This is a genomic window from Amorphus orientalis (assembly GCF_030814015.1).
Taxonomy (GTDB): Bacteria; Pseudomonadota; Alphaproteobacteria; order Rhizobiales; family Amorphaceae; genus Amorphus; species Amorphus orientalis.
The window spans coordinates 33,434-55,945 of record NZ_JAUSUL010000007.1 but is presented as its reverse complement, the minus strand read 5'-3'; the positions used below and the strand labels follow the sequence as shown (position 1 = coordinate 55,945).

Sequence of the window (22,512 nt, the reverse complement as noted above, 5' to 3'; positions counted from 1 at the left end):
CCAGAGTCCGTGCACCCTCTGCAAGCCTGTTGGCAGGCTCCCCCCAAGAATGGACCAAGTCCTCAAGGTACCGAAATGCATGATGGATTCCCGCTTTCGCGGGAATGAGCGGATCGGTTAGGCCCGTCGCATCGGACCGCCTTGCCGATCGGTTCAAGGCGGTCCCGCGGGACGTGCCAGGGCGCTCACCGTGCCTACGTCCGGATGATCTCCAGCGGCCGATAGAAGCCCGGTGTCAGGCCGGCTTCCGAGCGCGCCCGGTCGTTGAAGGGCGGCTTCAGAGGGCTGCGGAAGTGTTTGCGGACCAGCGCATGAAAGGTCGGCTCGAACGGCCGGCCCTCGCGCTCGCACAGGAACTTGAACCACTTGACGCCGAAATGGACGTGCTTCTTCTCGTCCTCGTAGATGCGCCTGAGCACGGAAGCGTCTGCCTCGTCGCCGCGCGCGTCGGCCTTCTCGATCATGGAGGGCGTGACGTCGAGACCCCGGGCTTCCAGCACCAGCGGCACGATGGCCAGCCGCGCGGTCAGGTCGTGCCCGGTTTCCTCCGCCGCCTGCCATAGCCCGTCATGGGCCGGCAGTGCGCCGTACCAGGAGCCGAGATCGGCGAGGCGCCCGCACAGAAGCTCGAAATGGATGCTTTCCTCCAGGCCGACCGTGACCCAGTCGTCGAAGAAAGCGCGGGGCATCGGCCGGTCGGCGAAGCGGCCGACGATGTCCCAGGCCAGGTCGATGGCGTTCAACTCGATATGGGCGATGGAGTGGAGCAGCGCGATGTGGCCGGTCCGGCTGTCGGCGGAGCGTCGTGGCATGTCCCGCGGCGCGCGCAGCTCGGGCTTTTCCGGCCGGCCCGGACGGGACGGAACCGGCGGGTCCAGCGGCGGGTGTCGAAGGGACAGCGAGCGGTCGAACCACAGCGCGGCCGTCCTCCGGGCGACGGCCACCTTTTTGCCCAGATCCGACGTGGCGACCACGGTGCGCGCGCCGGCGGCCAGCGATGCCGGGGCCTCCACGCCTGAGTCCGAAGCGTCCCGGGTCACAGCTTCTCGGCAGCCTCGAGCACCGCTTCGGCGTGGCCGGGAACCTTCACCTTGCGCCAGATCTTCGCGATGGTGCCGTCCGGCGCGATCAGGAATGTGGACCTTTCAACTCCGAAATAGGTCCGGCCGTACATGGACTTCTCCACCCAGACGCCATAGCTTTGACAAACCGATTTGTCTTCATCCGAGGCGAGGGGCACGCCGAGCTCGTGTTTTGCCCGGAACTTGCTGTGACGCGCGACCGAATCGGGTGAAATGCCGATGACCTCGACCCCGCGTTCGGAGAAGCGGGGCAGGAGTTCGGAGAAGCCGACGGCTTCCTTGGTGCAGCCCGGCGTGTCGTCCTTGGGATAGAAATAGAGAACCACCGATTTGCCGGAGAGTCCCGACAGCGAAATGTCTCCGAGCGTATCGGTCGGGAGTGTGAAATCCGGTGCCTGATCGCCTTCCGAAAGCGTCGCCATGTGCGTTTCTCCTCGCGGGGTGGTCCGTCGTGACCGCTGACGCCGGTCACGCGCGCCGGACCGCTCGTTCGTCGGTCAACTCAGATCGGGTTTTGCCCGGCAGGGCCGGCCGGTCAAGTCCTGCCCGATCCCGTGCGGCGCGTCCTTTGGTGGCAAAGGCGCCGATTGAATGATCAGAAAGACACCCAGATCCACGCCGCCGACCGCCTCGAAACGGTCGGCCGGACGTCGCGCCATGCGCGTGTCGGGGATCGCCGCGGGCGTGGCGCTCGTGCTCCTGATCGCGCTCGCCGTCCGCGTCTGGGTGGCGCCCGTCACGATCCCGTCCGCCGACCGGACGGTCCGCACCGTTCTCAACCAGCTGGCCGGGGACAACGGGCGGGTGGCCGTCGGCGGCGTCTCGGTGGGGTGGTCGCCCGAGCGGGCGTTCGAGCTGGTCGTCCGCGAGGTGGCGCTGCGCGGCCCGGCCGGGTCGCTCGAAGCGCCGGAGACCATCTTCGACCTGTCGGTGCGGTCGCTTCTGACCGGCGATATCCGGGTCCATTCGATCTCGATCGTCGATCCGGTCCTGGAGGTCAATCTTCCCACGATCGGGACGGGGGACGGTGCCGCCGATCCGGCCGCGGACGACGAGGCCGACCTGCCGCCGCCCCTCGGCGTGCTGCCGGTTGCCGAACAGCGTCTCGCCCGGATCTCGCTGCTCGCGCGCGAGCGCGGTCTCGCCGAACTGCACATCCTCAACGGCGAGGTCCACCTGCCCAACCTGGATCCGCGTCTTCCCGATCGGCGGTTCACCTCGATCGACGCGAGCTTCCGGCCGGATCGGGACGGGGACGTCGCCATCGAGGCGATCGGTCAGGCCGACAGCGGATCGTGGCGGGTGACGGTCGACCGCTCGAGCGCGGGGAGCGGTTCGGAACTGGTCGCCCGGGCGTCGGGACTGACGCTCACGGACTTCATCGACATTCCCCTGATCCGCTCCGGCTTCCACATGGCGCCGACGCTGACCGCCTGGTTCGGGCCATCGGGCCGGCTCGACCAGGCGCGGATCGAGCTGTCGGTCGAGCAGGGGGTCTTCCAGATCGCCAAGGATCCGGCGCGCAGCATCGACCGGCTGACCGTCGCAGCGACCTGGAGCGCCACCACAAGGGCGGTGACCGTCGGGACCCTCGAGCTTGCCGCGGGCGCGACGTACATGTCGGGCCACGGCCGGTTCGTGCCACCGTCCGGACCGGACGGCGCATGGACCTACGAACTCCAGGCCGACGACGCGCGGATCGGGCCGGACGACGTCGACGGGCCGCCGCTCGATTTCGTCGAACTCAGCACGGCCGGCGAAGTCCGTCCCGAGCGCAGCTACGTGACCTTCGACCGGTTCGTCGCGCGCTCGACGCTTGGGTCGATCACCGGCGCCGGCTCCATGGATTTCGGCCCCCAGGGCCCGTCGCTTGCGGCGGCGCTGAAGACGTCGCCGATGTCGGCCTCGGCGCTGATGCGGATGTGGCCGGTGGTGCTCGGCTACGAGGCCCGCAGCTGGCTCGTGGGCAACGTCCTGGCCGGCCAGATCGAGCGCGCCGACATGCAGTTCGCGCTGCTGCCGCTGGACATGGACGGCAAGCCGGCGACGGCCAGCGGGATGGACCGAACCATCGACATCGACATCGCCTACAGCGGCGCGGCGCTGAAGCTGCCGGGCGAGCTGCCCGCGCTGATGAATGCCGAGGGCACGGCGACGGTGGTCGACCGGCACGTCACCTTGAACGCCGAGACCGCCGAATTGCGGCCGGACGGGCGCGATCCGATTGCAGTCGAAGGCTTTTACGCGGACGTGCCGTCGGTGACGTCGAGCCCGCCGATCGGGACGATCCGCAGCCGCCTGTCCGGACCCGCGCCCTCGATCGCCGCGCTGGCCGCCGCCAAGCCGATCGATGCGCTGCGGTTCGTCGACGTGACGCCGGACGACCTCACCGGATCGATCGCCGCCAATCTCGAGGCGGTCGGCCCGCTGGGCAACACCATCGAGCCGGATGCCCTCAAATGGTCGGTGGATGCCACCCTGACCGATGTCGCGAGTGCGGTGGCGATCAACGGCCAGACCGTCACCGACGCCGATCTCAACGTCGTGGCCGACCAGTCGTCCGCGACAGTCAAGGGCGATGCGACGGTGGACGGCGTGCGGGCGTCGATCGATTTCACCCAGACCTTCTCCGGCGACGACCAGGGCCGCTCCGGCGACGTCTCGTTCGTGCTGACGGACGCGGAGCGCAAGAAGCGCGGCTTCGAGACCGGGTCGTTCCTCAAGGGGCCCATCGAGGTCTCCATGGAGGAGACCGCCGAAGGCGAGCGGCGGATCGAAGCCAGCCTGACCCGGGCGCAGGTGACCATTCCGGGCTTCGGCTGGACCAAGAGCGCCGGCGTCCCCGCCACGGCGGCCTTCACCCTGGTCGAGCAGGACGGCCGCACCGAGGTGAACTATCTCAAGATCACGTCCGACGGGCTGGACATCCAGGGCGGCGTGCGTCTGGAGGGCGGAAAGCTGGTCGATGCGACCTTCGACCGGTTCGCGCTCAGGGCCACCGACAAGGCCCAGCTCAAGGTGACGCCGAGCGGGAACGGCTACGACATCCGCCTCTCCGGCAGCGCGTTCGACGGGCGCGGCGTTATCTCCGGGCTCAAGAACGGGTCGGACGGTGGCGGCGGGTCATTCGACGCGCCGATCAACGTGACGATCGCCCTCGACGCGGTCCAGGGCAACGGCGGCGTGACCCTGACCGGCGTGAACGGCGCCGTTCGGATGACGGGCGGACGGCTCGCCTCGCTGGATCTGACCGGCTCCACCAACGGCGGCCGCGCCACCGACCTGGTGGCCAAGGTCGCGCCATCCGGCGGCGGGACGAGGTCGCTCTCGGTCCGCTCCGGCGACACCGGCCAGCTGCTCAAGTTCCTGGACCTCTATCAGCGGCTCGCCGGCGGGCAGGGGATTCTCCAGGCCACCCTGCGCCGGAACGGGCCGACCAACGGCCAGGTCCGCATCGAGCAGTTCCGCATCACCGGGGACCCGGCGGTGGAGAATCTCATCGACCGCACCGTCCAGACGCGCCGCTCCGCCGGCTCGCGGGTGATGGCCTATCAGCCGGAGCCCCAGCAGCGGCCGAACAACAGTTTCGAGGAACTGGTGGTGCCGTTCACCGAGAGCGACGGCCGGGTCGAGATCTCCGACGCGATCCTGCGCGGCGCGGCGATCGGCGGCACGGCGGGCGGGGTCATCGACCTGGACAACCGGACCCTGCAGATCAGCGGGACCGCCATTCCGGCCTATGCGGTGAACAATTTGTTCGGCCGCGTACCGGTGCTGGGCGAGATCCTCGGCGGCGGCAAGGAAGGCGGCCTGTTCGGCGTGACCTTCCGCCTGGACGGACCGATGTCCGGTCCGAACCTGTCGTTCAATCCGCTGTCCGCCGTCACGCCGGGCATCTTCCGGCGGATCTTCGAGCAGCAGAACGCGGACGGCGTCCCTTCCTATCAGGGCTACAACAACGGCAACCGGCGGAACTAGCTCCAACGGGCAGGTCCGCCGCAGCCGGGCCGAACCGGCCGCGACCGGGCGCGTCAGTCCGCCTTCAGGAGCACGTGCTTCTTGCGGCCCATGGACAGCTTGATGACGCCGTCGTTGGTGATGTCGCCGCGGCCGAGCTGGCGGCGGTCGTCGTCGACCACCGCGTCGTTCACCCGGAGCGCGCCGCCCTTGATGTGGCGCCGGGCCTCGCTGTTGCTGGCGGCCAGTCCGGCCAGCCGGAATGCGTCCAGAACGCCGATGCCGGCGTCCAGGTCGCTTCCGGCGACGGTCACCGTCGGCAGGTCCTGGGCGAAGGTGCCCGCCTCGAAGGTCTGGCGCGCCGTCTCCGCGGCCTTGTCCGCCTCCTCGCGGCCGTGGACGATCGCGGTCGCCTCGGTGGCCAGGATCTTCTTGGCCTCGTTGATCTCCGAGCCGCCGAGTGCTTCCAGCCGGGCGATCTCGTCGAGCGGCAGGCGGGTGAAGATCTTGAGGAAGCGGCCAACGTCGGCGTCCTCGGTGTTGCGCCAGTACTGCCAGAAATCGTAGGCGCTGAAGACGTCCTCGTTGAGCCAGACCGCGCCGTTCGCCGTCTTGCCCATCTTGGCGCCCGAGGACGTGGTCAGGAGCGGCGTGGTCAGGGCGTAGAGCTGGGGGGTGTTCATCCGGTGGCCGAGATCGACCCCGTTGATGATGTTGCCCCACTGGTCCGAGCCGCCCATCTGCAGCCGGCAGCCGTAGCGCCGGTTCAGCTCGACGAAGTCGTAGCCCTGCATGATCATGTAGTTGAATTCGAGGAAGGACAGCGACTGCTCCCGGTCGAGCCGCAGCTTGACCGAATCGAACGACAGCATCCGGTTGACGGAGAAGTGCCGGCCGACGTCGCGGATGAACTCGATGTAGTTGAGGCCCAGCAGCCAGTCGGCGTTGTTGACCATCATTGCGTCGGTGGGGCCGTCGCCGAAGCGCAGGATGCGCGCGAAGATGCGCTTGATGCCGGCAATGTTCTCCTCGATCTGCTCCTGGGTCAGGAGCTTGCGCTGGTCGTCGCGGAAGGACGGATCGCCCACCATCGAGGTGCCGCCACCCATCAGCGCGATCGGCCGGTGCCCGGTCTCCTGCAGCCAGTGGAGCATGGTGGCGGAGATCAGGTTGCCGATGTGCAGGCTGGTCGCGGTTGCGTCGTAGCCCACATAGGCGGTCACGGTCTCGGTGCGGAACAGATCGTCGAGGCCGCTCTCGTCAGAGATCTGATGGATGAAGCCGCGTTCGCTGAGGGTGTGCAGAAACTCTGACTTGAACCCGGTCATGGAAAACCAATCCTGTGATATCGGTCGGAGCGGAGGCGCTCCGGGGCGTTCGGCTCGCGGTTTATCAGCCTCTCAGACAAATTCCAGATGCGGAGTGGATTTTGAGTATCGAAGAAGGCACCCGTCGGCCCCTGCGCGCGATCGGTCTGATGAGCGGCACCTCCATGGACGGGGTCGACGTCGCGCTGGTGGAAACCGACGGGGAGGCCGCCGTGACCCCCGGACCGACCGCCTTCACCCCCTATCCGGACGAGTTGCGGACGCTTCTCAAACGCGCCAACGAGGTCGCCCTCGGTCTGGACGACCGCACGGCGCGTCCTGAGCCGCTGGCGGAGGCGGAACGCTGGGTCACGGAAATCCAGGCCACGGCGGTGAGGACCTTCGTCGAGGCGCTCGGCGCGCAGCCGGACGTGGTCGGCTTCCACGGCCAGACGGTGATGCATGCCCCGGACCGCGGGCTGACCATCCAGCTCGGCGACGGCCAGGCCATGGCCGACCGGCTCGGCATTCCCGTGGTGTTCGACCTGAGGGCGGCCGACATGGCGGCGGGCGGCGAGGGAGCGCCGCTCGTGCCCGTCTTCCACCGGGCGCTGGTCCTCCAGGCCGGGCTGGAGCTGCCGGCCGCCGTCCTCAACATCGGCGGCGTGGCGAACGTCACCTGGGTCGGGGCCGACGGCGATCTGGTCGCCTTCGATACGGGACCCGGCAATGCGCTCATCGACGACATGATGGAAGCCCGTCACCATCAGATGATGGACGAAGGCGGCGCGCGGGCGTCGGAGGGCACCGTCAACCGGTCGGTCGTGGAGGCCTATCTCGGCGATTCCTATTTCGCGCGGCCGGCGCCCAAATCCCTGGACCGGAGCCAGTTCGACCGCAGCCTGACCGATCCGCTGTCGACGGAAGACGCGGCCGCGACCCTGGTGGCGGTGACCGCCGAGAGCGTCGCGCACGGCCTGAAACAGCTTCCGGCCTATCCGAAGAGCCTGACGATCGGCGGCGGCGGCGCGCGCAATCCGGTCATGATGGAGGCGCTCGCCGGTGCGGTGGGCCTCGAGCCGCGCAGCGCCGACGGGCTCGGCTGGTCGGCGGCGTTTCTGGAGGCCCAGGCCTTCGCCTATCTGGCGGTGCGGGCGCTGGGCGGCCTGCCGATCACGTTTCCGGGGACGACCGGGGTGGCGGAACCGCAGACCGGCGGCCGGATCGCGAGGCCCTGATCCGGACGCGCTTTGCCGGTTTGCGCGGCCTCGACCCCATCCGCTCATTCCCGCGAAAGCGGGAATCCATGGTGGATTGGATCAGGTCGAGGTGGATATCGCCGGGGCCAGGACCCGGCCGCTTCGGCAGTGCCTTCGCTCACCCGGATCATGGACCCAGGAGAGCTGTCGACCAGCCCTATGGATTCCCGCTTTCGCGGGAATGAGCGGAGATTGGGGCGAGCGCTTACAGTCCCTCGGAAACGCTTTCCGGAAGACGGCAGCCAGCGCGCGACCGCGCGCCGGCCGGAGGCCGCCCACCCGGAGCCGGTGAGCGGAGCGAATTCGGCGTGAGGGGATTTTCTTTCTCGCAAATCCGGACGGAAAACCGGTTCCCACTTTTCCTGGATTTGCTGTGCCAGCGCGCGACCGCGCGCCGGCCGGAGGCCGCCCACCCGGAGCCGGTGAGCGGAGCGACCTCGGCGTGAGGGGATTTTCTTTCTCGCAAATCCAGACGGGAAACCGGTTCCCGGTTTCCACGGTCTCTGATTACGCCGCGTCGGGGGTGTCTGCGAGGCGCTTGTCCAGATAGGTCCCGCAGTGATCCATCAGCACGTCGACCCGGTCCTCGAAGAAGTGGTTGGCGCCGGGGATGATCTCCTGATCCACCACGATGCCCTTCTGGGTCTTCAGCTTGTCGACCAGGGCCTGGGTGTCCTTCATCGGCACGACCTTGTCGACGTCGCCGTGGATGATCAGGCCGGACGACGGGCAGGGCGCCAGGAAGGAGAAGTCGTGCAGGTTCGCCGGCGGTGCCACCGAGATGAAGCCCTCGATCTCCGGACGGCGCATCAGCAGCTGCATGCCGATCCAGGCGCCGAAGGAAAAGCCGGCGATCCAGCAGGAGCGGGCGTCCGGGTGGATGGTCTGGACCCAGTCCAGGGCCGCCGCCGCGTCCGAGAGCTCGCCGGAGCCGTGGTCGAACGCGCCCTGACTGCGTCCGACGCCCCGGAAATTGAACCGCAGCACGGCGAACCCGCGCTTCTGGAACATGTAGAAGAGATTGTAGACGATCTGGTTGTTCATCGTCCCGCCGAACTGCGGGTGCGGGTGCAGAACGATGCCGATCGGCGCGTTTCGATTCTTGGCCGGCTGGAAGCGGCCTTCAATACGGCCGGCCGGCCCGGTGAAGATCACTTCGGGCATCGGAACGAATCCTTTAGGAGACGGTTGCAGGGCAAGGCAGGCAAGCGGGCCGAAAAGCAGGAAAATCTTGACGGCAAGGGTCGCCTTCCTACACTTAAATTAATCTGGAACCATTCGAATTCGAGAGCGGGGACAAAGATCCGGTTCGCTCCGGGCAAATGGGGTCAGGGTGCGCGGGTTATCCACAGCTCGCGGAGCCAATGCAAGATTTTTCCGGACGATCGGGGACACGGATGACGGCGGCAAGCCGGATCTATTTCGACTGGAACGCAGGCGCGCCGGTGAAGCCGGCGGTGCGCGAGGCGATGGTCGATGCCCTGTCCGTGCTCGGCAACCCGTCGTCCGTTCATGCCGAGGGCCGGGCCGCGCGCGCCCGGATCGAGGAAGCGCGGCGTGCGGTCGCCGATCTCGCCGGCACGGCGGCCGATGCGGTCACCTTCACCAGCGGCGGCACCGAGGCGAACGTCACCGCGCTGTCGCCGGAGATGGAAATCGACGGACAGCCGGTCCGGTTCTCCCGCCTTCTGGTGTCGGCGATCGAACATCCGTCGGTTCTCGCCGGCGGACGCTTCCCGGCCGAGGCCGTGTCCGTCCTGCCGGTGGACGCGGACGGACGCCTCGATCTGGACGCGCTGGACGCTGCGCTGGCGGATGCGGACGGCCCGATGCTGGTCTCGCTGATGGCGGCCAACAACGAGACCGGCGTGCTTCAGCCGGTCGCGGAAGCCGCGGACCGGGTCCATGCGGCCGGCGGCGTGCTTCACGTGGATGCCGTGCAGGTCGCCGGGCGCGAAGCGATCCCGGCCGCCACGACGGGCGCGGACATCCTGACGCTGTCCGCCCACAAGATCGGCGGGCCACGTGGCGCCGGAGCCGTGATTCGCGTTCGTCCGGGACTGCGCATCGCGCCGCTCCTGACCGGCGGCGGCCAGGAAGGTCGCGACCGCGCCGGCACCGAGAACATGCCGGCGATTGCCGCGTTCGGGGTTGCGGCCCGCGAGGCGATGTCGGATGTCGTCCGCGCAGGGGAGATCCGCCGCCTGCGGGACTGGTTGGAGCGGGACGTCATGATTATGTGTCCCGATGCGGTGGTCTTCGGACGCAACGCCGGGCGGCTTGCAAACACGAGCTGTCTCGCGGTGCCGGGCATGACGGCCGAGACCGCCGTGATCGCCCTCGATCTCGACGGCGTGGCCGTCTCCTCCGGAGCGGCCTGCTCGTCGGGCAAGGTGGCCGCCTCCCACGTCCTCGCGGCGATGGGCGTGCCCGGGGATCTGGCCCGCGGCGCGGTGCGTATCAGCCTGGGCCCGTCGACCACGGAAGCCGAGGTCGAACAGTTCATTTCCGTCTGGCGCAAGCTGCGCCAGCGTTTCGCGCGGCAGACGGGGCAACCCGAGCCGCATTCAGACCGTCTTCGACAACCAGCGGGCCTTGAACCCGCCATGGATGGAGAGACTGATGCCGGCAGTGCAGGAAACGATCGATCAGGTTCGGTCGATCGACATCGACAAGTACAAGTACGGGTTCGTCACGGACATTCAGTCCGACAAGGCGCCTAAGGGCCTCAACGAGGACATCATCGCCTTCATCTCGGCGAAGAAGGGCGAACCCGACTGGATGCTTCAGTGGCGTCTGGAGGCCTATCAGCGCTGGCTGACGCTGGATGAGCCGACGTGGGCGCGCGTGAGCTATCCGAAGATCGACTTCCAGGAACTCTATTATTATTCGGCGCCGAAATCGTCGTCGGATGCGCCGAAGAGCCTGGACGAGGTCGATCCGGAGCTGCTGCGCACCTACGAGAAGCTCGGCATCCCGCTGAAGGAGCAGGAGATCCTGGCCGGCGTCCGCAAGCAGGGCGAGGCGAGCACCCTCGATGAAGCGGCCGGCGACAACCCCTACGGCAAGGTGGCCGTCGACGCGGTGTTCGATTCCGTCTCGGTGGTGACGACCTTCAAGGAAGAGCTCGCCAAGGCCGGCGTGATCTTCTGCTCGATCTCTGAGGCGATCCGCGAGCACCCGGATCTGGTGCGCAAATATCTCGGCTCGGTCGTGCCGATCACCGACAATTTCTATGCGACGCTGAACTCGGCGGTCTTCACCGACGGGTCGTTCGTGTACGTGCCGCCGGGCGTGCGCTGCCCGATGGAGCTGTCGACCTATTTCCGCATCAACGAGCAGAACACCGGCCAGTTCGAGCGCACGCTGATCATCGCCGACAAGGGCTCGTACGTCTCCTATCTGGAAGGCTGCACGGCGCCCCAGCGCGACGAGAACCAGCTTCACGCAGCGGTGGTCGAGCTGATCGCCATGGACGACGCGGAGATCAAGTACTCCACGGTGCAGAACTGGTATCCCGGCGACGTCAACGGCAAGGGCGGGATCTACAACTTCGTGACCAAGCGCGGCGACTGCCGCGGCGCGAACTCGAAGATCTCGTGGACCCAGGTGGAGACCGGCTCGGCGATCACCTGGAAATATCCGTCCTGCATCCTGCGCGGCGACAATTCCCGGGGCGAGTTCTACTCGATCGCCATCTCCAACGGGCACCAGCAGATCGATTCCGGAACGAAGATGATCCACCTCGGCAAGAACACGTCGAGCCGGATCATTTCCAAGGGCATCGCCGCCGGCAAGTCGGAGAACACCTACCGCGGTCTCGTCCAGGCGAACCGGCGGGCGAAGAACGCGCGCAACTTCACCCAGTGCGATTCGCTCCTGATCGGCAGCGAGTGTGGCGCCCACACGGTGCCCTATATCGAGGCCAAGACGGCGAGCGCGAAGTTCGAGCATGAGGCGACCACCTCGAAGATCTCCGACGACCAGCTGTTCTACTGCCGCTCCCGTGGGATCGGCGAGGAAGAGGCGGTCGCGCTGATCGTCAACGGCTTCGTCAAGGACGTCATCCAGCAGCTCCCGATGGAGTTTGCCGTGGAGGCGCAGAAGCTGATCGGGGTGAGCCTGGAGGGGTCGGTAGGCTAAGGCCGCTGCACGATGGATCCGGAGTTCTGGTTCAGGCCGAAGGTGCGGGGCTACGGTGCGTGGCCGGTGAACTGGAAGGGCTGGGCGGCGACCGGGGTCTACATTGCCGGCGTCCTCCTGTCCGTCCTGGCCCACATCGCGGCCATGCTGGCCTCCAGCCCGGCGACGGCGATTGCGGTGACGGCGATCTGGCTCGGCTTCCTGGTGATCTGGAGCGGTGGATTTCTGGCTCTGGCCCGCGCCAAGACCGACGGCGAATGGCGCTGGCGCTAGCCCTTGTTTCTATCGACCGACGCTGCCGCGCGATGGGATTTTGAGCGGCGCGACGGTCCAAAACGAACGGAATGCAAAGATGACGATGCTTGAGATCAAGAACCTGCACGTGACCGTCGAGGACCGGGAGATCCTGAAGGGGGTCGACCTCACGATCGAGGCCGGCAAGGTGCACGCGATCATGGGGCCGAACGGCTCCGGCAAGTCGACGCTGTCCCACGTGCTGGCCGGCCGCGACGACTACGAGGTCACCGAGGGCTCGATCCTGTTCAACGGCGTCGACCTGATGGAGCTGGAGCCGGAGGAGCGGGCCGCGGCCGGCGTGTTCCTGGCGTTCCAGTATCCGATCGAGGTGCCGGGCGTGGCCAACATGACCTTTCTGAAGACGGCCATCAATTCGCAGCGCAAGGCACGCGGCGAGGACGAGCTGTCCACGCCGGACTTCATGAAGCGGGTCAAGGCGGCGGCCGAGAAGCTGTCGATGAGCCAGGAGATGCTGCGCCGGCCGGTGAATGTCGGCTTTTCCGGCGGCGAGAAGAAGCGCAACGAGATCCTGCAGATGGCGGTCCTCGACCCCAAGCTCGCCGTCCTCGACGAAACCGATTCCGGCCTCGACATCGACGCGCTCAAGATCGTCGCGGAAGGCGTGAACGCGCTCCGCTCCCCCGACCGCTCGTTCATCGTCATCACCCACTATCAGCGGCTTCTGGAGCACATCGTGCCGGACGTGGTGCACGTGCTCGCCGGCGGACGCATCGTGAAGACCGGCGGCAAGGAGCTTGCGCTGGAACTCGAAGCGCGCGGCTATGCCGACTATGTCGAGGCCGCGTGAGGGAGGCGCAGATGTCCGAACAGACTGACGCCAACCGGACCGCCGCGGAGACGGCGCTGGTCGACTGGTTCGCCGCGGAGGCCGAAAGCCGGTCCGCCGAAGGCGCGATCGGGGCCCAGCGGGCGGAGGCCTTTGACCGCTTCAGCGGCCAGGGTCTGCCTCATCGCCGGGTCGAGGCCTACAAGTACACCGATCTGCGCGCCACGCTGCGCACCCTGCCGCCCGCCGCCGACCGGCCCGACAGCGCCGCGGTCGATGCGGCCGTCAAAGCCGTGCCGGCGCTCGCCGATACGGATACCGTGCCGGTCCGGCTGGTGATCGCCGATGGCCGATTCGTGGCCGAGGCATCCGATCTTGATGCCCTCGACGGGGCGGTTTCCGTCACCGGCTTCGCCGATCTTCTGGGGAAGGCCGATCCGCGCATGGAACGGATCGGGTCGCTCGCGGCCCAGGTCGACGATCCCATGCTGGCACTGAACACGGCGCTCTTCGAAGGCGGCGTGGTGATCGAGGTGGCAGCCGGAGCGAGCGTCGCGCGTCCCATCGAGATCCTGCACGTCGTCACCTCCGATCATGCGGTCACGACCATGCCGCGTCACGCCGTCTTCGTCGGCGAAGGGGCGTCGGTCTCCTTCCTGGAGCGGCATGAGGGGCGGGGCGAAGCCGCCAACGTCACCAATGCCGCGATCGAGCTGTGCGTCGCGCCGCGCGCCCGCGTGACCTGGGCAAAGCTTCAGGCGGAGACCACTGTCTCGACCCATGTCGGCACCACGACCGTGGCTGTCGGCGAGGCTGCCCGGGTGAACCATCTGACGGTCACGCTCGGCGCCCGGCTGTCCCGGTCCCAGCTCTTTGCCAGGATCGACGGCGAGGACACCGAGACCGCGTTCGATACGGCGACCTTCCTGACCGGCGAGCAGCATTCCGATGCGACGCTGGTGCTGGACCACAAGGTGCCGAACGGCGTCAGCCGGGAGCGCTTCCGCTCCGTGGTCGACGATACGGCCAAGGCGATCGTCCAGGGTCGGATCAATGTCTGGCAGCATGCCCAGAAGACCGACGCCCAGATGATGTCCAACGCGCTCCTCCTCTCCGACGAGGCGGAAGCGGTGAACAAGCCGGAACTCGAAATCTTTGCCGACGACGTGCAGTGCGCCCATGGGGCGACCTCGGGGCAGATCGACGAGGACGCGCTTTTCTATCTGCGCTCGCGTGGGGTACCCAAGCACCAGGCGGAACGGCTTCTGATCGAATCGTTCCTGATCGAGGCCGTGGAGGGGCTCGGCGACAGCGCCGTTGCGCCCGCGCTCGCCGCCCGCATCCGGGCCGCCCTGCACGCGGAGTGAGAGTGACATGATCGACGACTATCCCGTTTCCGCCACGCCCTACGACGTCGAAGTGCTGCGGCGGGATTTCCCGATCCTCATGCGGGAAGTCCACGGCAAGCAGCTTGCCTATCTGGACAACGCGGCCTCGGCCCAGAAGCCGGTCCACGTGCTGGAACGCATCCAGAGCGCCTACGCCAACGACTATGCCAACGTCCATCGCGGCCTGCACACGCTGGCGAACGCCTCAACGGAGGCCTACGAGGAGGCGCGCGAGACGGTGGCGGCGTTCCTCAATGCGCCGTCCAGCCAGGAGATCATCTTCACCCGCTCGACCACGGAGGCGATCAACCTGGTGGCGTCCAGCTACGGCGGCATGGTGCTGGGCGAGGGCGACGAGGTGGTGCTGTCGATTATGGAGCACCACTCCAACATCGTGCCCTGGCATTTCCACCGCGAGCGCAGCGGCGCGGTGCTGAAATGGGTCGACGTGAACGAGGACGGGTCGTTCGATCTGCAGCGGTTCGAAGAGGCACTGACCGAGCGCACGAAGATCGTCGCGCTGACCCACATGTCGAACGTGTTCGGCACGGCGGTTCCGATCAAGCAGGTGGTCGAGATCGCCCACGCCCGCGGCATTCCGGTGCTGGTCGACGGCAGCCAGGCGGCCGTTCACATGCCCGTCGACGTGCAGGACCTCGACTGCGACTTCTACGCCATGACCGGCCACAAGCTGTACGGCCCGACCGGCATCGGCGTGCTCTACGCCAAGCGCGCCCATCTGGAGGCGATGCCGCCCTATATGGGCGGTGGCGAGATGATCGAGAGCGTCACCCGGGACCGGGTGACCTATGGTGATCTGCCCAACAAGTTCGAGGCCGGCACGCCGCCGATCGTTCAGGCGATCGGGCTCGGGGCTGCCCTCGAGTATCTGGAAATGATCGGTCGCGACCGGATCGGCGCCCACGAGGCGCGCCTCAGGGACTATGCCCAGGAGCGGTTGTCGGCGATCAACTCGATCCGGCTGCATGGCACCGCGAAGGACAAGGCGGCGATCTTCTCCTTCGACATGCAGGGCGCCCACGCTCACGATGTCGCGACCATCCTCGACCGGGAGGGAATCGCGGTGCGAGCCGGCACACACTGTGCCGAACCTCTGCTTGCGGAGCTCGGCGTGGCGGCCTCATGCCGTGCCTCATTCGGCCTCTATAATACGCTGGAAGAGGTGGACCGCCTTGCGGACGGCATCGAGAAGGCCCATAGATTCTTCGTATGAGGAGAGCCGGTATGGATGAAAACACACTTCAGTCCGGCGATGTTGCGGTCGTCGATGAACGGACGACGGATGCAAAAGCGGCGTCCGCGATTCCGCAAGAAGAACTCGACCGCATTACAGACGACATCATAGCCGCTCTAAAGACCGTCTACGATCCGGAAATTCCGGTAGACATCTATGAGCTTGGACTGATCTACCGGATCGACATCGACGATGATCGGACCGTGGACATCGACATGACGCTGACGGCTCCCGGCTGTCCGGTGGCCGGCGAGATGCCCCACTGGGTCGAGAATGCCGTGGCCACCGTCGAGGGCGTCGGCGACGTCCGGGTGAAGATGGTGTTCGATCCGCCCTGGGATCCGAGCCGCATGTCCGACGAGGCCCGGGTGGCGCTCGACTTCTTCATGTAGGCTGAGACGAGTTGAAGCCGTTACGGCTGGAGATTTGGCAATGGCACAAGCGAGACCGAAGCCCCAGGTGATCACGCTGACCGACGCGGCAGCGGACCGGGTGCGCGAGATCATCGAGAACGCGGACAAGCCCGTCGCCGGTCTCAAGATCGGCGTGAAGAAGGGCGGCTGCGCCGGCATGGAATACACGCTCGACTATGTCGAGGAGCCGAGCCCGGGCGACGACCGTGTCGAGGACAAGGGCGTGACCGTGTTCGTCGATCCCTCCGCAGTGCTGTTTCTGCTCGGCACCCGGATGGACTTCAAGGTCGACAAGCTGAGGACCGGGTTCGTGTTCGAGAACCCCAACGAGGTGTCGGCCTGCGGCTGCGGCGAATCCGTCGAGCTGAAGCCGGCCTCTCTCGAGGACGCCTGATCATCCGACGGGGCCGGGTGCGCCCGCAACCGGCCGGTCAGGACACAGGGATGTCGAAGTGTAGAACACGCTCCCTGACGCCGAGGCTTTCGTAGAGGGCGATCGCGGGTTCGTCCCCGTGATCGGCCTGGACGAAGATGACCCAGGCCCCCAGATCCCGGGCGATGGGCTTCAGGGCCTCTAAGAGACGGGTTGCGATCCCTTCCCGGCGTCTGTCGGGTACCACCGCCAGATCGTAAATGTAGACCTCGGTTCGCTCCTGCTCGAATTTCTGCAAAGCGTAGGCGGCGAGCCCGCCGATCACGCGTCCCCCGTCCGTCGCGACAAGGGCGATGAAGTGCTCTTTGCGGAGCAGATCGGCAAGGTAGTCCGAGCTCGGCCGGCGCTTCGCATAGGTTTCGGGGTCGTCGAACACCTCGGCGAACATGGCGTTCAGATCGACCAGCGTCCGCACCTCGTCGGCACCCAGCCGGTGGACGGAAAAGTCGGGAGACCCGGACTCGTCTTGACCGCTCATACCTGATCTCCGATCTTCCCCGCCGATCCGTTTTATAAGCTTGCGCAGGACATAAGTGGGGCCGGCGCGGGGTCGTTCAACCTATCGAGACGCCACAGACCGGACGGTATCGTATGGAAATATTCGAGCGGCTGAAGGCGGCTGTCCCGGATGACTGGAACGCCTATGTCGGTCATCCCTTTGTGCGCGGAATGGGTGACGGGACGCTGCCGGAGCCGGCATTCCGGCACTATCTCGTTCAGGACTATCTGTTTCTCATCCAGTTCGCCCGCGCCTACGCGCTCGCCGGCTACAAGGCGCGGTCGCTTGCCGACCTGAAGGCGGCCTCTGCAGGCGTCTCGGCGATCGTGGACACCGAGATGGATCTCCATGTCCGCCTGTCGGAGCGCTGGGGCCTGTCGGCCGCCGACCTGGAGAGCGCCGTCGAGGCGCGGGCCACCGTCGCCTACACGCGCCTGGTCCTCGAGGCCGGCATGAGCGGCGACCTTCTCGACCTCTACACGGCCCTGGCGCCCTGTATGATCGGCTATGCCGAGATCGGCACGGCGCTGGCGGCCCTGCCGGGCGGCCTGTCGCCGGACAATCCGTATCGGGAGTGGATCGCGGAATATTCCGGCGAGGGCTTCCAGGAGGCGGCCCAGGCGGCGCGGGACCAGCTCGACCGGCTGGCGGCGGACCGCCTCACCGAGGCGCGCTGGCCGGCCCTCGTCGACCTGTTCCGCCAGGCGACCCGGCTGGAGGCCGATTTCTGGGAGATGGGGCTGACGCTCGCGGAGTAGCGGGCCGCGCGTCCGGACGGCATCATGTCCGTTCGCGAAGCCGGACGAGGTGGCGCATGCTCGAAACCGACTACATAGAGGATCTCTTCGCGCCGCTCGGCCCGGTCGGCGTGCGCAACATGTTTGGCGGGCAGGGCGTCTATTACGACGGCCTGATGATCGCGCTGGTCGCCTACGGGACCGTCTACCTCAAGACCGACACGGAAACCGTACCCGAGTTCGAGGCGGCCGGCTCGGAACCCTTCACCTATGTCGCCAAGGACCGCTCGCCGGTCGTGATGTCCTACTGGCGTTTGCCGGAGGAGGCGATCGACGATCCGGATGCGTTCCGGACATGGGCTGAAAAGGCCGTTGCCGCCGCCATCCGGGCGAACGCGAAGAAGAAGCCGAAAAAGAAGAAGACTGCGTCCGAGATCCGCTGACCGGTCTCGCTCCGCGTCGATGCGGACGAATCAGCTCTGAAGCAGCTGGCGGATGCGGGCGTACTGGTCGACGATCGGCCGCTCGGCGCCGGTGGCGGCGGCAGGCGGCTGCATCACCGGATCGGTCTCGCAGACGACCCGACTGTCGTCGAAGCTCATCGCCGTGGACAGGCAGCGTCCCGCGAGGGCCAGCGCCTTGGCCGGGTCTTCGTTGGCCATCAGCGAGACGGCGGCCGAGGAGAACAGCACCGTGCCGCCGCCACAGCTTTCCGCCAGCTCCCGCTTGGCTTCCAGGCTCCGGCGGACGGCTTCGGCGATCGACACCGTCTGGCGCAGGTTCACCCCCGACAGGATCAGGGCGATGGTCTGGGGGTCGTAACGGTAGACGGTCCCGAGCTTCTCGAAGACCCGGGTCAGCGCGACCAGCATGACCGCCTGAAGCGGCGTGACCAGATGGTCGCGACCTTCGGCCGGCATCGTGTCTCCCGCGCGCCGGCAGGAGGACAGGAAGATGGTCTGGGGGCCGCGCTTGGACTCAGGATGCAGCCAGCGCCGGCGGACGTCCTTGGAGAAGGCGTGGCGGTTGGGAAGATCGGCCAGCTTGTCGAACGGCGTCGTGGTCCGCTGGCGCGGCTCGTCCGCGAAAACCGGATCCTCGGCCGGTTCGGCGGGCATGGGCTTCGGCGTCGCCGCCGGGCGGGCCTGCCGCGCCTCGGCGATGTCGGTAACGACGGCTGCGGTCGGCCGGGGCGCCTCCGGTTCCGGCTCAGGCATAACCGGCTCGACAGAGGCGAGGGGCAGCGCGGCCTTCGGCGGATCGGTCGGAAGAAGCTGGACGAGCCGCTCGATGTCGTCCCGGCTGACCTCGTCGCCGCGGGCGTCGAGGCGGTCGATATAGGCGGTGACGAGTTCGTCCTCGTCGCTCACATAGGCGAACCAGACCCGGAACGTGTCCGCGTCTATGGAAAAGCCACGCCGTTCGGCCTCCTGGATCGCGGCCCGCGCAAGCGTGATCGACGGATCGATGGCGGCTCTGGTCAACGCTGCGGTCCCCTACGCGCATGCGGGCAGCCGGTACGGCGCCCTTCGACGACAGGGAGCAGAATTGCCGATCGCGGTTAATCCGGGGTTAACCGGGGTCCGGACGGCACCGGGAGCCGCCTTAAGGACGCGCAAACGAAAACGCCCCGGACGGGGCCGGGGCGTGAAACCGTCGAATTCAGGAGAGCCCGGTCTTACTCGACCAGCGCCTCGTCGCGGGATTCCGAATTGCCGGTCTCGTCATCGGACGCGGCGTCGTCCTCGGTGTTGTCCGTCGGCGGGCTGGGACGCACCGGGCGCAGCAGGAAGGCCGGCACGAATTCGCTCTCGCCGAACACCGGCTCCTGCGACTGCTTGCCCCCGCGACGGCCCTTGGGCTGCGGCGGATCGGTCTTCGGCGGCTTGTTGTCGCCCGAGGCGGACCCGCCACCGGACTTGCCGCGGCCCTTCGAGCCGGACTTGTCCGAGGACTTGGGCTGTTCCGAAGACTTGGCCGTATCCGGCGACTTGGCCGAAGACGTCTCGTCCTTGGCCGCGCTCGACGAAGACCGCCTGCGGCTCGGCTTCGGCTTCTGCGCCGGCTCCGCCGTCTCTTCGGCGGCGGCGGCCGGAGCGCCGCTTTCCCAGGGGATTTCCTTGCCGATCAGCTTCTCGATGTTGGCGACGGCCTTCTTGTCGCCCGGCGTGGCGATCATCTTGGTCACGCCGGTCCGGCCCGCGCGGCCGGTGCGGCCGATGCGGTGGACATAGTCTTCCGGGCTGTGCGGCACGTCGAAATTGAAGACGTGGCTCACCTCGGGAATGTCCAGACCGCGGGCGGCGACGTCGCTCGCCACCATGATGGTCAGGTTCCCCTTGCGGAAGTTGTCCAGCATCGTCATCCGCGAACGCTGGTCCATATCGCCGTGCAGCGCGCCAACCGACAGACCGTGGCGTTCCAGCGAGCGGAACACGATGCCGACGTCGCGCTTGCGGTTGCAGAACACGATCGCGTTCTTCAGGTCCGTCGCTTCGTCGATCAGCCGGCGCAGGGCGGCGCGCTTGTCCTTCGGGTCGTCGCGGGCGGCGACCAGCGTCTGGGCGACGTTCTCCGCGGTGGACGAGGGCCTGGACACCTCGACCCGCGCGGGATTGGACAGGAACTTGTCGACGAGATGCTGGATCTCCTTCGGCATGGTGGCCGAGAAGAACAGCGTCTGACGGCTCGGCGGCAGCAGTTTGCAGATCCGCTCGATGTCCGGAATGAAGCCCATGTCGAGCATGCGGTCGGCTTCGTCGATCACCAGGATCTCGATGCCCTGCAGGAGCAGCTTGCCGCGCTCGCTGTGATCGAGCAGGCGGCCCGGCGTGGCGATCAGCACATCCGCGCCGCGCTCGAGCTTCCGATTCTGGTCCTCGAACGAAACGCCGCCGATCAGGAGCGCTATGTTGAGCTTGTGGTTCACGCCGTAGCGCGTGAAATTCTCCTCGACCTGCGCCGCAAGCTCGCGGGTCGGCTCCAGGATCAGGGTGCGCGGCATGCGCGCACGCGCACGGCCCTTTTCGAGGAGCGTGAGCATGGGGAGCACGAAAGAGGCTGTTTTGCCCGTGCCGGTCTGCGCGAGACCGAGAACGTCCTGGCGTTCCAGCACGTGGGGAATCGCGCCCGACTGGATCGGGGTCGGCTGGGTGTACCCGGCCGACTGAATTGCGCTCAGCACTTTTTCGCTCAAACCGAGCGTATCAAAACTCATGATGGGAAGACGTTGCCACTTTCTGCCGCTACGCCGAAGAAAAACACCTCGGCACCATTTCGTCGGCTCTTTGGGATCACCCGTTTACCTAATCATCTGGCCTGTGTTGTCAACGTGAAACCGGGAATTTCCGCGGTTTCGCGACAGATTAACGCCGGTTTGAAGGGCGCCGGGGGCGCGGCCGGCGGATTCGGCGATCCTCCGGCCGAAACCAGACGCACCAAGCGCGCCTGCCTGAAGGCCCGGACATGCCGTCCCGCGCGGAACCACGCACTTTGTGACCCGCGTCACAGATCATCGCTCGCCCCGGGTGTCTAACGGGTCATGCCGGGTCTGCACAGGGCAGCCGGCACAGAGGTTGGGGGACGGCGAGATTTCGCTCTCCCGGATCCTGCGAGGAGGTTGCGATGGGCGCCGATTGGGATGTGCAGGGGGAGATCGCCAGGCTGATGGCCCTTGCCGGAATTTCCGCAGACAGCCAGAGCGGGACCCGGACCAACGGCGCTCAGCCGGAGGATGCCGGCCGCCGGAGCGGCGGGCGTGTCGGCTGTCGGCCGGGCGAGCGGTGCGGGGAGCCGACGAGCGGCTGATTGTTGTAACGCCTTGCCCAACAGGCGGAAACGCCTGATCGGGCCTGAACGGACTGTGTGGGCGAAGTGGGGACCAAGGAGAGGGGGCTCTCTGCGGGGGAGGGGCCTGGATCCGATCTGTCGGATCCGGGCCCTTATTCGTTTGCGCGTTCCCTATCGTGTCCGACGAGCCCGTCGGGCGCGCTTTCGTGGATGGTCAGCGTGTCGCCGAGGGTCGGATGCGCCTCTGCCAGCATCGGCCGGATGGTGTCTTTCAGGATGCGGCGCAGTTCGCCCGCGATGCGGTCGCCCAGACCGACCGCGTCGTCGCTGCGGCCGATCAGCGCGATCGTGCGCGTGAACGCGCCCTTGGGCATGGCTGCGATATGCAGGGCATCCAGGCGGTGGCGTTCCTGGGCCAGGCACAGCGGTGTGGTCAGGCACCAGCCCATCCCGTCCGCGACGGCGGCGAGCTGGCCGGTCGCCGTGTCGAACTCCGCCCGGTTGGGCAGGCTGAGCCCAAGCCGGCTGAGTTGCCGCTCGGTCTGGCGACCGATGGTCGAGCGCAGGCTGTAGCGGATGAAGGGGAGCGCGTCGGGATCCGGGAACCGGCCCGGCGATGTGGCGCTCTCCCGGGGCAGCACCATCACGAACGGCTCGGTCACGATATCCTGGCGGACGAGACCCTCGATCCCGTCCAGTTCGTCGCCGGCCGTCACCACGAAATCCACCGCCCGTGAAAGCAGCGCCTCGTGGTGATCGGGCGACAGGCCCGACCAGATCCGCCAGCGCTCCGCGAGGCTTTCGAGCCGGCGGACGAGGTGCGGCCCCGTGGTGCCGGCCATGCTTTCGGCCATGGCGATGGTGATGGATGAGCGCGGGCGGGCGTCGATGGCACGGACGGTCGCGACCGCGCCGTCGGCCGCGGCGAGCAGGCCGCGCGCCTGTTCCAGAAGAACCGTCCCCGCCGCCGTCAGCGCCAGCGGACGCAAGGAGCGGTCGAACAGGACCGTGCCCAGCGCCTGCTCCAGTCCGGCGACGGCCTGGGACACGCCGGACTGGGTCATCCCCAACCGCTGCGCGGCCGGCGTCATGCCACCGGCCTCCACGACCGCGAGAAAGACGCGGAGCGCCTTGAGATCAAATCCGGGCGGAAAGTCGGACACGAA

Annotated in this window: 21 protein-coding genes; 13 read left to right on the top strand and 8 right to left on the bottom strand. The window is 67.3% G+C overall.

Going from position 1 to position 22,512, the window contains the following annotated elements:
• Window positions 1-194: 194 nt before the first annotated feature.
• Both J2S73_RS20840 and bcp read right to left on the bottom strand, forming a co-directional pair.
• On the bottom strand, window positions 195-1,013 hold the full coding sequence (locus tag J2S73_RS20840) for a ferritin-like domain-containing protein (RefSeq protein WP_306887631.1): 819 nt from the start codon (window positions 1,011-1,013) through the stop codon (window positions 195-197).
• A 23-nt stretch (window positions 1,014-1,036) separates the two neighbouring features.
• Window positions 1,037-1,504, bottom strand: coding sequence for a thioredoxin-dependent thiol peroxidase (bcp, locus tag J2S73_RS20835; RefSeq protein WP_306887630.1), 468 nt, complete (start codon window positions 1,502-1,504; stop codon window positions 1,037-1,039).
• Window positions 1,505-1,673: 169 nt separating this feature from the next.
• On the opposite strand from bcp, the gene J2S73_RS20830 reads away from it, so the two are divergent.
• Window positions 1,674-5,060: a YhdP family protein gene (locus tag J2S73_RS20830; RefSeq protein ID WP_306887629.1), complete on the top strand. Its 3,387-nt coding sequence runs from the start codon at window positions 1,674-1,676 to the stop codon at window positions 5,058-5,060.
• 53 nt (window positions 5,061-5,113) lie between these two features.
• Here J2S73_RS20830 and tyrS read toward each other — a convergent pair whose 3' ends face one another.
• Window positions 5,114-6,367 carry a tyrosine--tRNA ligase gene (tyrS, locus tag J2S73_RS20825; protein WP_306887628.1) on the bottom strand — a complete coding sequence of 418 codons (1,254 nt, stop codon included), beginning with the start codon at window positions 6,365-6,367 and terminating at the stop codon, window positions 5,114-5,116.
• A 101-nt stretch (window positions 6,368-6,468) separates the two neighbouring features.
• On the opposite strand from tyrS, the gene J2S73_RS20820 reads away from it, so the two are divergent.
• Window positions 6,469-7,584, top strand: coding sequence for an anhydro-N-acetylmuramic acid kinase (locus J2S73_RS20820; RefSeq protein WP_306887627.1), 1,116 nt, complete (start codon window positions 6,469-6,471; stop codon window positions 7,582-7,584).
• A 528-nt stretch (window positions 7,585-8,112) separates the two neighbouring features.
• Here J2S73_RS20820 and J2S73_RS20815 read toward each other — a convergent pair.
• Complete coding sequence (locus J2S73_RS20815) at window positions 8,113-8,769, bottom strand: alpha/beta hydrolase (RefSeq protein WP_306887626.1); 657 nt, start codon at window positions 8,767-8,769, stop codon at window positions 8,113-8,115.
• Between the two features lie 233 nt (window positions 8,770-9,002).
• Here J2S73_RS20815 and J2S73_RS20810 point away from each other — a divergent pair, with 233 nt between their 5' ends.
• The 8 genes from J2S73_RS20810 to sufA all read left to right on the top strand — a co-directional run bounded on the left by J2S73_RS20810 (window position 9,003) and on the right by sufA (window position 16,282).
• Window positions 9,003-10,328 (top strand): cysteine desulfurase family protein, encoded by a 1,326-nt coding sequence (locus tag J2S73_RS20810; RefSeq protein WP_306887625.1) that lies wholly within the window; start codon window positions 9,003-9,005, stop codon window positions 10,326-10,328.
• Window positions 10,228-11,748, top strand: coding sequence for a Fe-S cluster assembly protein SufB (sufB, locus tag J2S73_RS20805; protein WP_306887624.1), 1,521 nt, complete (start codon window positions 10,228-10,230; stop codon window positions 11,746-11,748). Before J2S73_RS20810 ends, sufB begins: the two co-directional genes overlap by 101 nt.
• A gap of 12 nt (window positions 11,749-11,760) precedes the next feature.
• Entirely contained in the window at window positions 11,761-12,021 is a 261-nt protein-coding gene (locus J2S73_RS20800; protein ID WP_306887623.1) for a hypothetical protein, read from the top strand.
• 85 nt (window positions 12,022-12,106) lie between these two features.
• Window positions 12,107-12,853, top strand: coding sequence for a Fe-S cluster assembly ATPase SufC (gene sufC / locus J2S73_RS20795; RefSeq protein ID WP_306887636.1), 747 nt, complete (start codon window positions 12,107-12,109; stop codon window positions 12,851-12,853).
• Window positions 12,854-12,864: 11 nt separating this feature from the next.
• Window positions 12,865-14,199, top strand: a complete 1,335-nt coding sequence (gene sufD, locus J2S73_RS20790; RefSeq protein ID WP_306887622.1) for a Fe-S cluster assembly protein SufD — start codon at window positions 12,865-12,867, stop codon at window positions 14,197-14,199.
• Window positions 14,200-14,206: 7 nt separating this feature from the next.
• Window positions 14,207-15,454 (top strand): cysteine desulfurase, encoded by a 1,248-nt coding sequence (locus J2S73_RS20785; protein WP_306887621.1) that lies wholly within the window; start codon window positions 14,207-14,209, stop codon window positions 15,452-15,454.
• Between the two features lie 11 nt (window positions 15,455-15,465).
• On the top strand, window positions 15,466-15,867 hold the full coding sequence (locus J2S73_RS20780) for an SUF system Fe-S cluster assembly protein (protein WP_306887620.1): 402 nt from the start codon (window positions 15,466-15,468) through the stop codon (window positions 15,865-15,867).
• Between the two features lie 40 nt (window positions 15,868-15,907).
• Entirely contained in the window at window positions 15,908-16,282 is a 375-nt protein-coding gene (gene sufA, locus J2S73_RS20775) for a Fe-S cluster assembly scaffold SufA (protein ID WP_306887619.1), read from the top strand.
• A 37-nt stretch (window positions 16,283-16,319) separates the two neighbouring features.
• Here sufA and J2S73_RS20770 read toward each other — a convergent pair whose 3' ends face one another.
• The gene (locus J2S73_RS20770; RefSeq protein ID WP_306887618.1) at window positions 16,320-16,799 is read right to left on the bottom strand and encodes an AAC(3)-I family aminoglycoside N-acetyltransferase; all 480 of its coding nucleotides are present in this window, start codon (window positions 16,797-16,799) and stop codon (window positions 16,320-16,322) included.
• 113 nt (window positions 16,800-16,912) lie between these two features.
• Here J2S73_RS20770 and tenA point away from each other — a divergent pair, with 113 nt between their 5' ends.
• The gene (gene tenA / locus J2S73_RS20765; protein WP_306887617.1) at window positions 16,913-17,578 is read left to right on the top strand and encodes a thiaminase II; all 666 of its coding nucleotides are present in this window, start codon (window positions 16,913-16,915) and stop codon (window positions 17,576-17,578) included.
• 56 nt (window positions 17,579-17,634) lie between these two features.
• On the top strand, window positions 17,635-18,000 hold the full coding sequence (locus J2S73_RS20760) for a TfoX/Sxy family protein (protein WP_306887616.1): 366 nt from the start codon (window positions 17,635-17,637) through the stop codon (window positions 17,998-18,000).
• 30 nt (window positions 18,001-18,030) lie between these two features.
• On the opposite strand, the gene J2S73_RS20755 is transcribed toward J2S73_RS20760, so the two are convergent.
• Window positions 18,031-19,041 (bottom strand): hypothetical protein, encoded by a 1,011-nt coding sequence (locus J2S73_RS20755; RefSeq protein WP_306887615.1) that lies wholly within the window; start codon window positions 19,039-19,041, stop codon window positions 18,031-18,033.
• A 194-nt stretch (window positions 19,042-19,235) separates the two neighbouring features.
• Window positions 19,236-20,774: a DEAD/DEAH box helicase gene (locus tag J2S73_RS20750; RefSeq protein WP_306887613.1), complete on the bottom strand. Its 1,539-nt coding sequence runs from the start codon at window positions 20,772-20,774 to the stop codon at window positions 19,236-19,238.
• A gap of 407 nt (window positions 20,775-21,181) precedes the next feature.
• Here J2S73_RS20750 and J2S73_RS20745 point away from each other — a divergent pair, with 407 nt between their 5' ends.
• Complete coding sequence (locus tag J2S73_RS20745; protein WP_306887611.1) at window positions 21,182-21,364, top strand: hypothetical protein; 183 nt, start codon at window positions 21,182-21,184, stop codon at window positions 21,362-21,364.
• Between the two features lie 134 nt (window positions 21,365-21,498).
• Here J2S73_RS20745 and J2S73_RS20740 read toward each other — a convergent pair whose 3' ends face one another.
• A complete protein-coding gene (locus tag J2S73_RS20740; protein ID WP_306887610.1) occupies window positions 21,499-22,509 on the bottom strand; it encodes a LysR family transcriptional regulator in 1,011 nt (336 codons plus the stop codon).
• Between the last annotated feature and the right edge of the window lie 3 nt (window positions 22,510-22,512).

Excerpts from the sequence above, each read along its gene's own strand:
- J2S73_RS20770 (WP_306887618.1), bottom strand. The coding sequence starts at position 16,799 with ATGAGCGGTCAAGACGAGTCCGGGTCTCCCGACTTTTCCGTCCACCGG.
- J2S73_RS20810 (WP_306887625.1), top strand. The coding sequence starts at position 9,003 with ATGACGGCGGCAAGCCGGATCTATTTCGACTGGAACGCAGGCGCGCCG.
- tenA (WP_306887617.1), top strand. The coding sequence starts at position 16,913 with ATGGAAATATTCGAGCGGCTGAAGGCGGCTGTCCCGGATGACTGGAAC.
- sufD (WP_306887622.1), top strand. The coding sequence starts at position 12,865 with ATGTCCGAACAGACTGACGCCAACCGGACCGCCGCGGAGACGGCGCTG.
- J2S73_RS20750 (WP_306887613.1), bottom strand. The coding sequence starts at position 20,774 with ATGAGTTTTGATACGCTCGGTTTGAGCGAAAAAGTGCTGAGCGCAATT.
- sufA (WP_306887619.1), top strand. The coding sequence starts at position 15,908 with ATGGCACAAGCGAGACCGAAGCCCCAGGTGATCACGCTGACCGACGCG.
- J2S73_RS20760 (WP_306887616.1), top strand. The coding sequence starts at position 17,635 with ATGCTCGAAACCGACTACATAGAGGATCTCTTCGCGCCGCTCGGCCCG.
- sufB (WP_306887624.1), top strand. The coding sequence starts at position 10,228 with ATGCCGGCAGTGCAGGAAACGATCGATCAGGTTCGGTCGATCGACATC.
- J2S73_RS20830 (WP_306887629.1), top strand. The coding sequence starts at position 1,674 with ATGATCAGAAAGACACCCAGATCCACGCCGCCGACCGCCTCGAAACGG.
- bcp (WP_306887630.1), bottom strand. The coding sequence starts at position 1,504 with ATGGCGACGCTTTCGGAAGGCGATCAGGCACCGGATTTCACACTCCCG.
- J2S73_RS20800 (WP_306887623.1), top strand. The coding sequence starts at position 11,761 with ATGGATCCGGAGTTCTGGTTCAGGCCGAAGGTGCGGGGCTACGGTGCG.
- tyrS (WP_306887628.1), bottom strand. The coding sequence starts at position 6,367 with ATGACCGGGTTCAAGTCAGAGTTTCTGCACACCCTCAGCGAACGCGGC.
- J2S73_RS20785 (WP_306887621.1), top strand. The coding sequence starts at position 14,207 with ATGATCGACGACTATCCCGTTTCCGCCACGCCCTACGACGTCGAAGTG.
- J2S73_RS20815 (WP_306887626.1), bottom strand. The coding sequence starts at position 8,769 with ATGCCCGAAGTGATCTTCACCGGGCCGGCCGGCCGTATTGAAGGCCGC.
- J2S73_RS20745 (WP_306887611.1), top strand. The coding sequence starts at position 21,182 with ATGGGCGCCGATTGGGATGTGCAGGGGGAGATCGCCAGGCTGATGGCC.
- J2S73_RS20780 (WP_306887620.1), top strand. The coding sequence starts at position 15,466 with ATGGATGAAAACACACTTCAGTCCGGCGATGTTGCGGTCGTCGATGAA.
- sufC (WP_306887636.1), top strand. The coding sequence starts at position 12,107 with ATGCTTGAGATCAAGAACCTGCACGTGACCGTCGAGGACCGGGAGATC.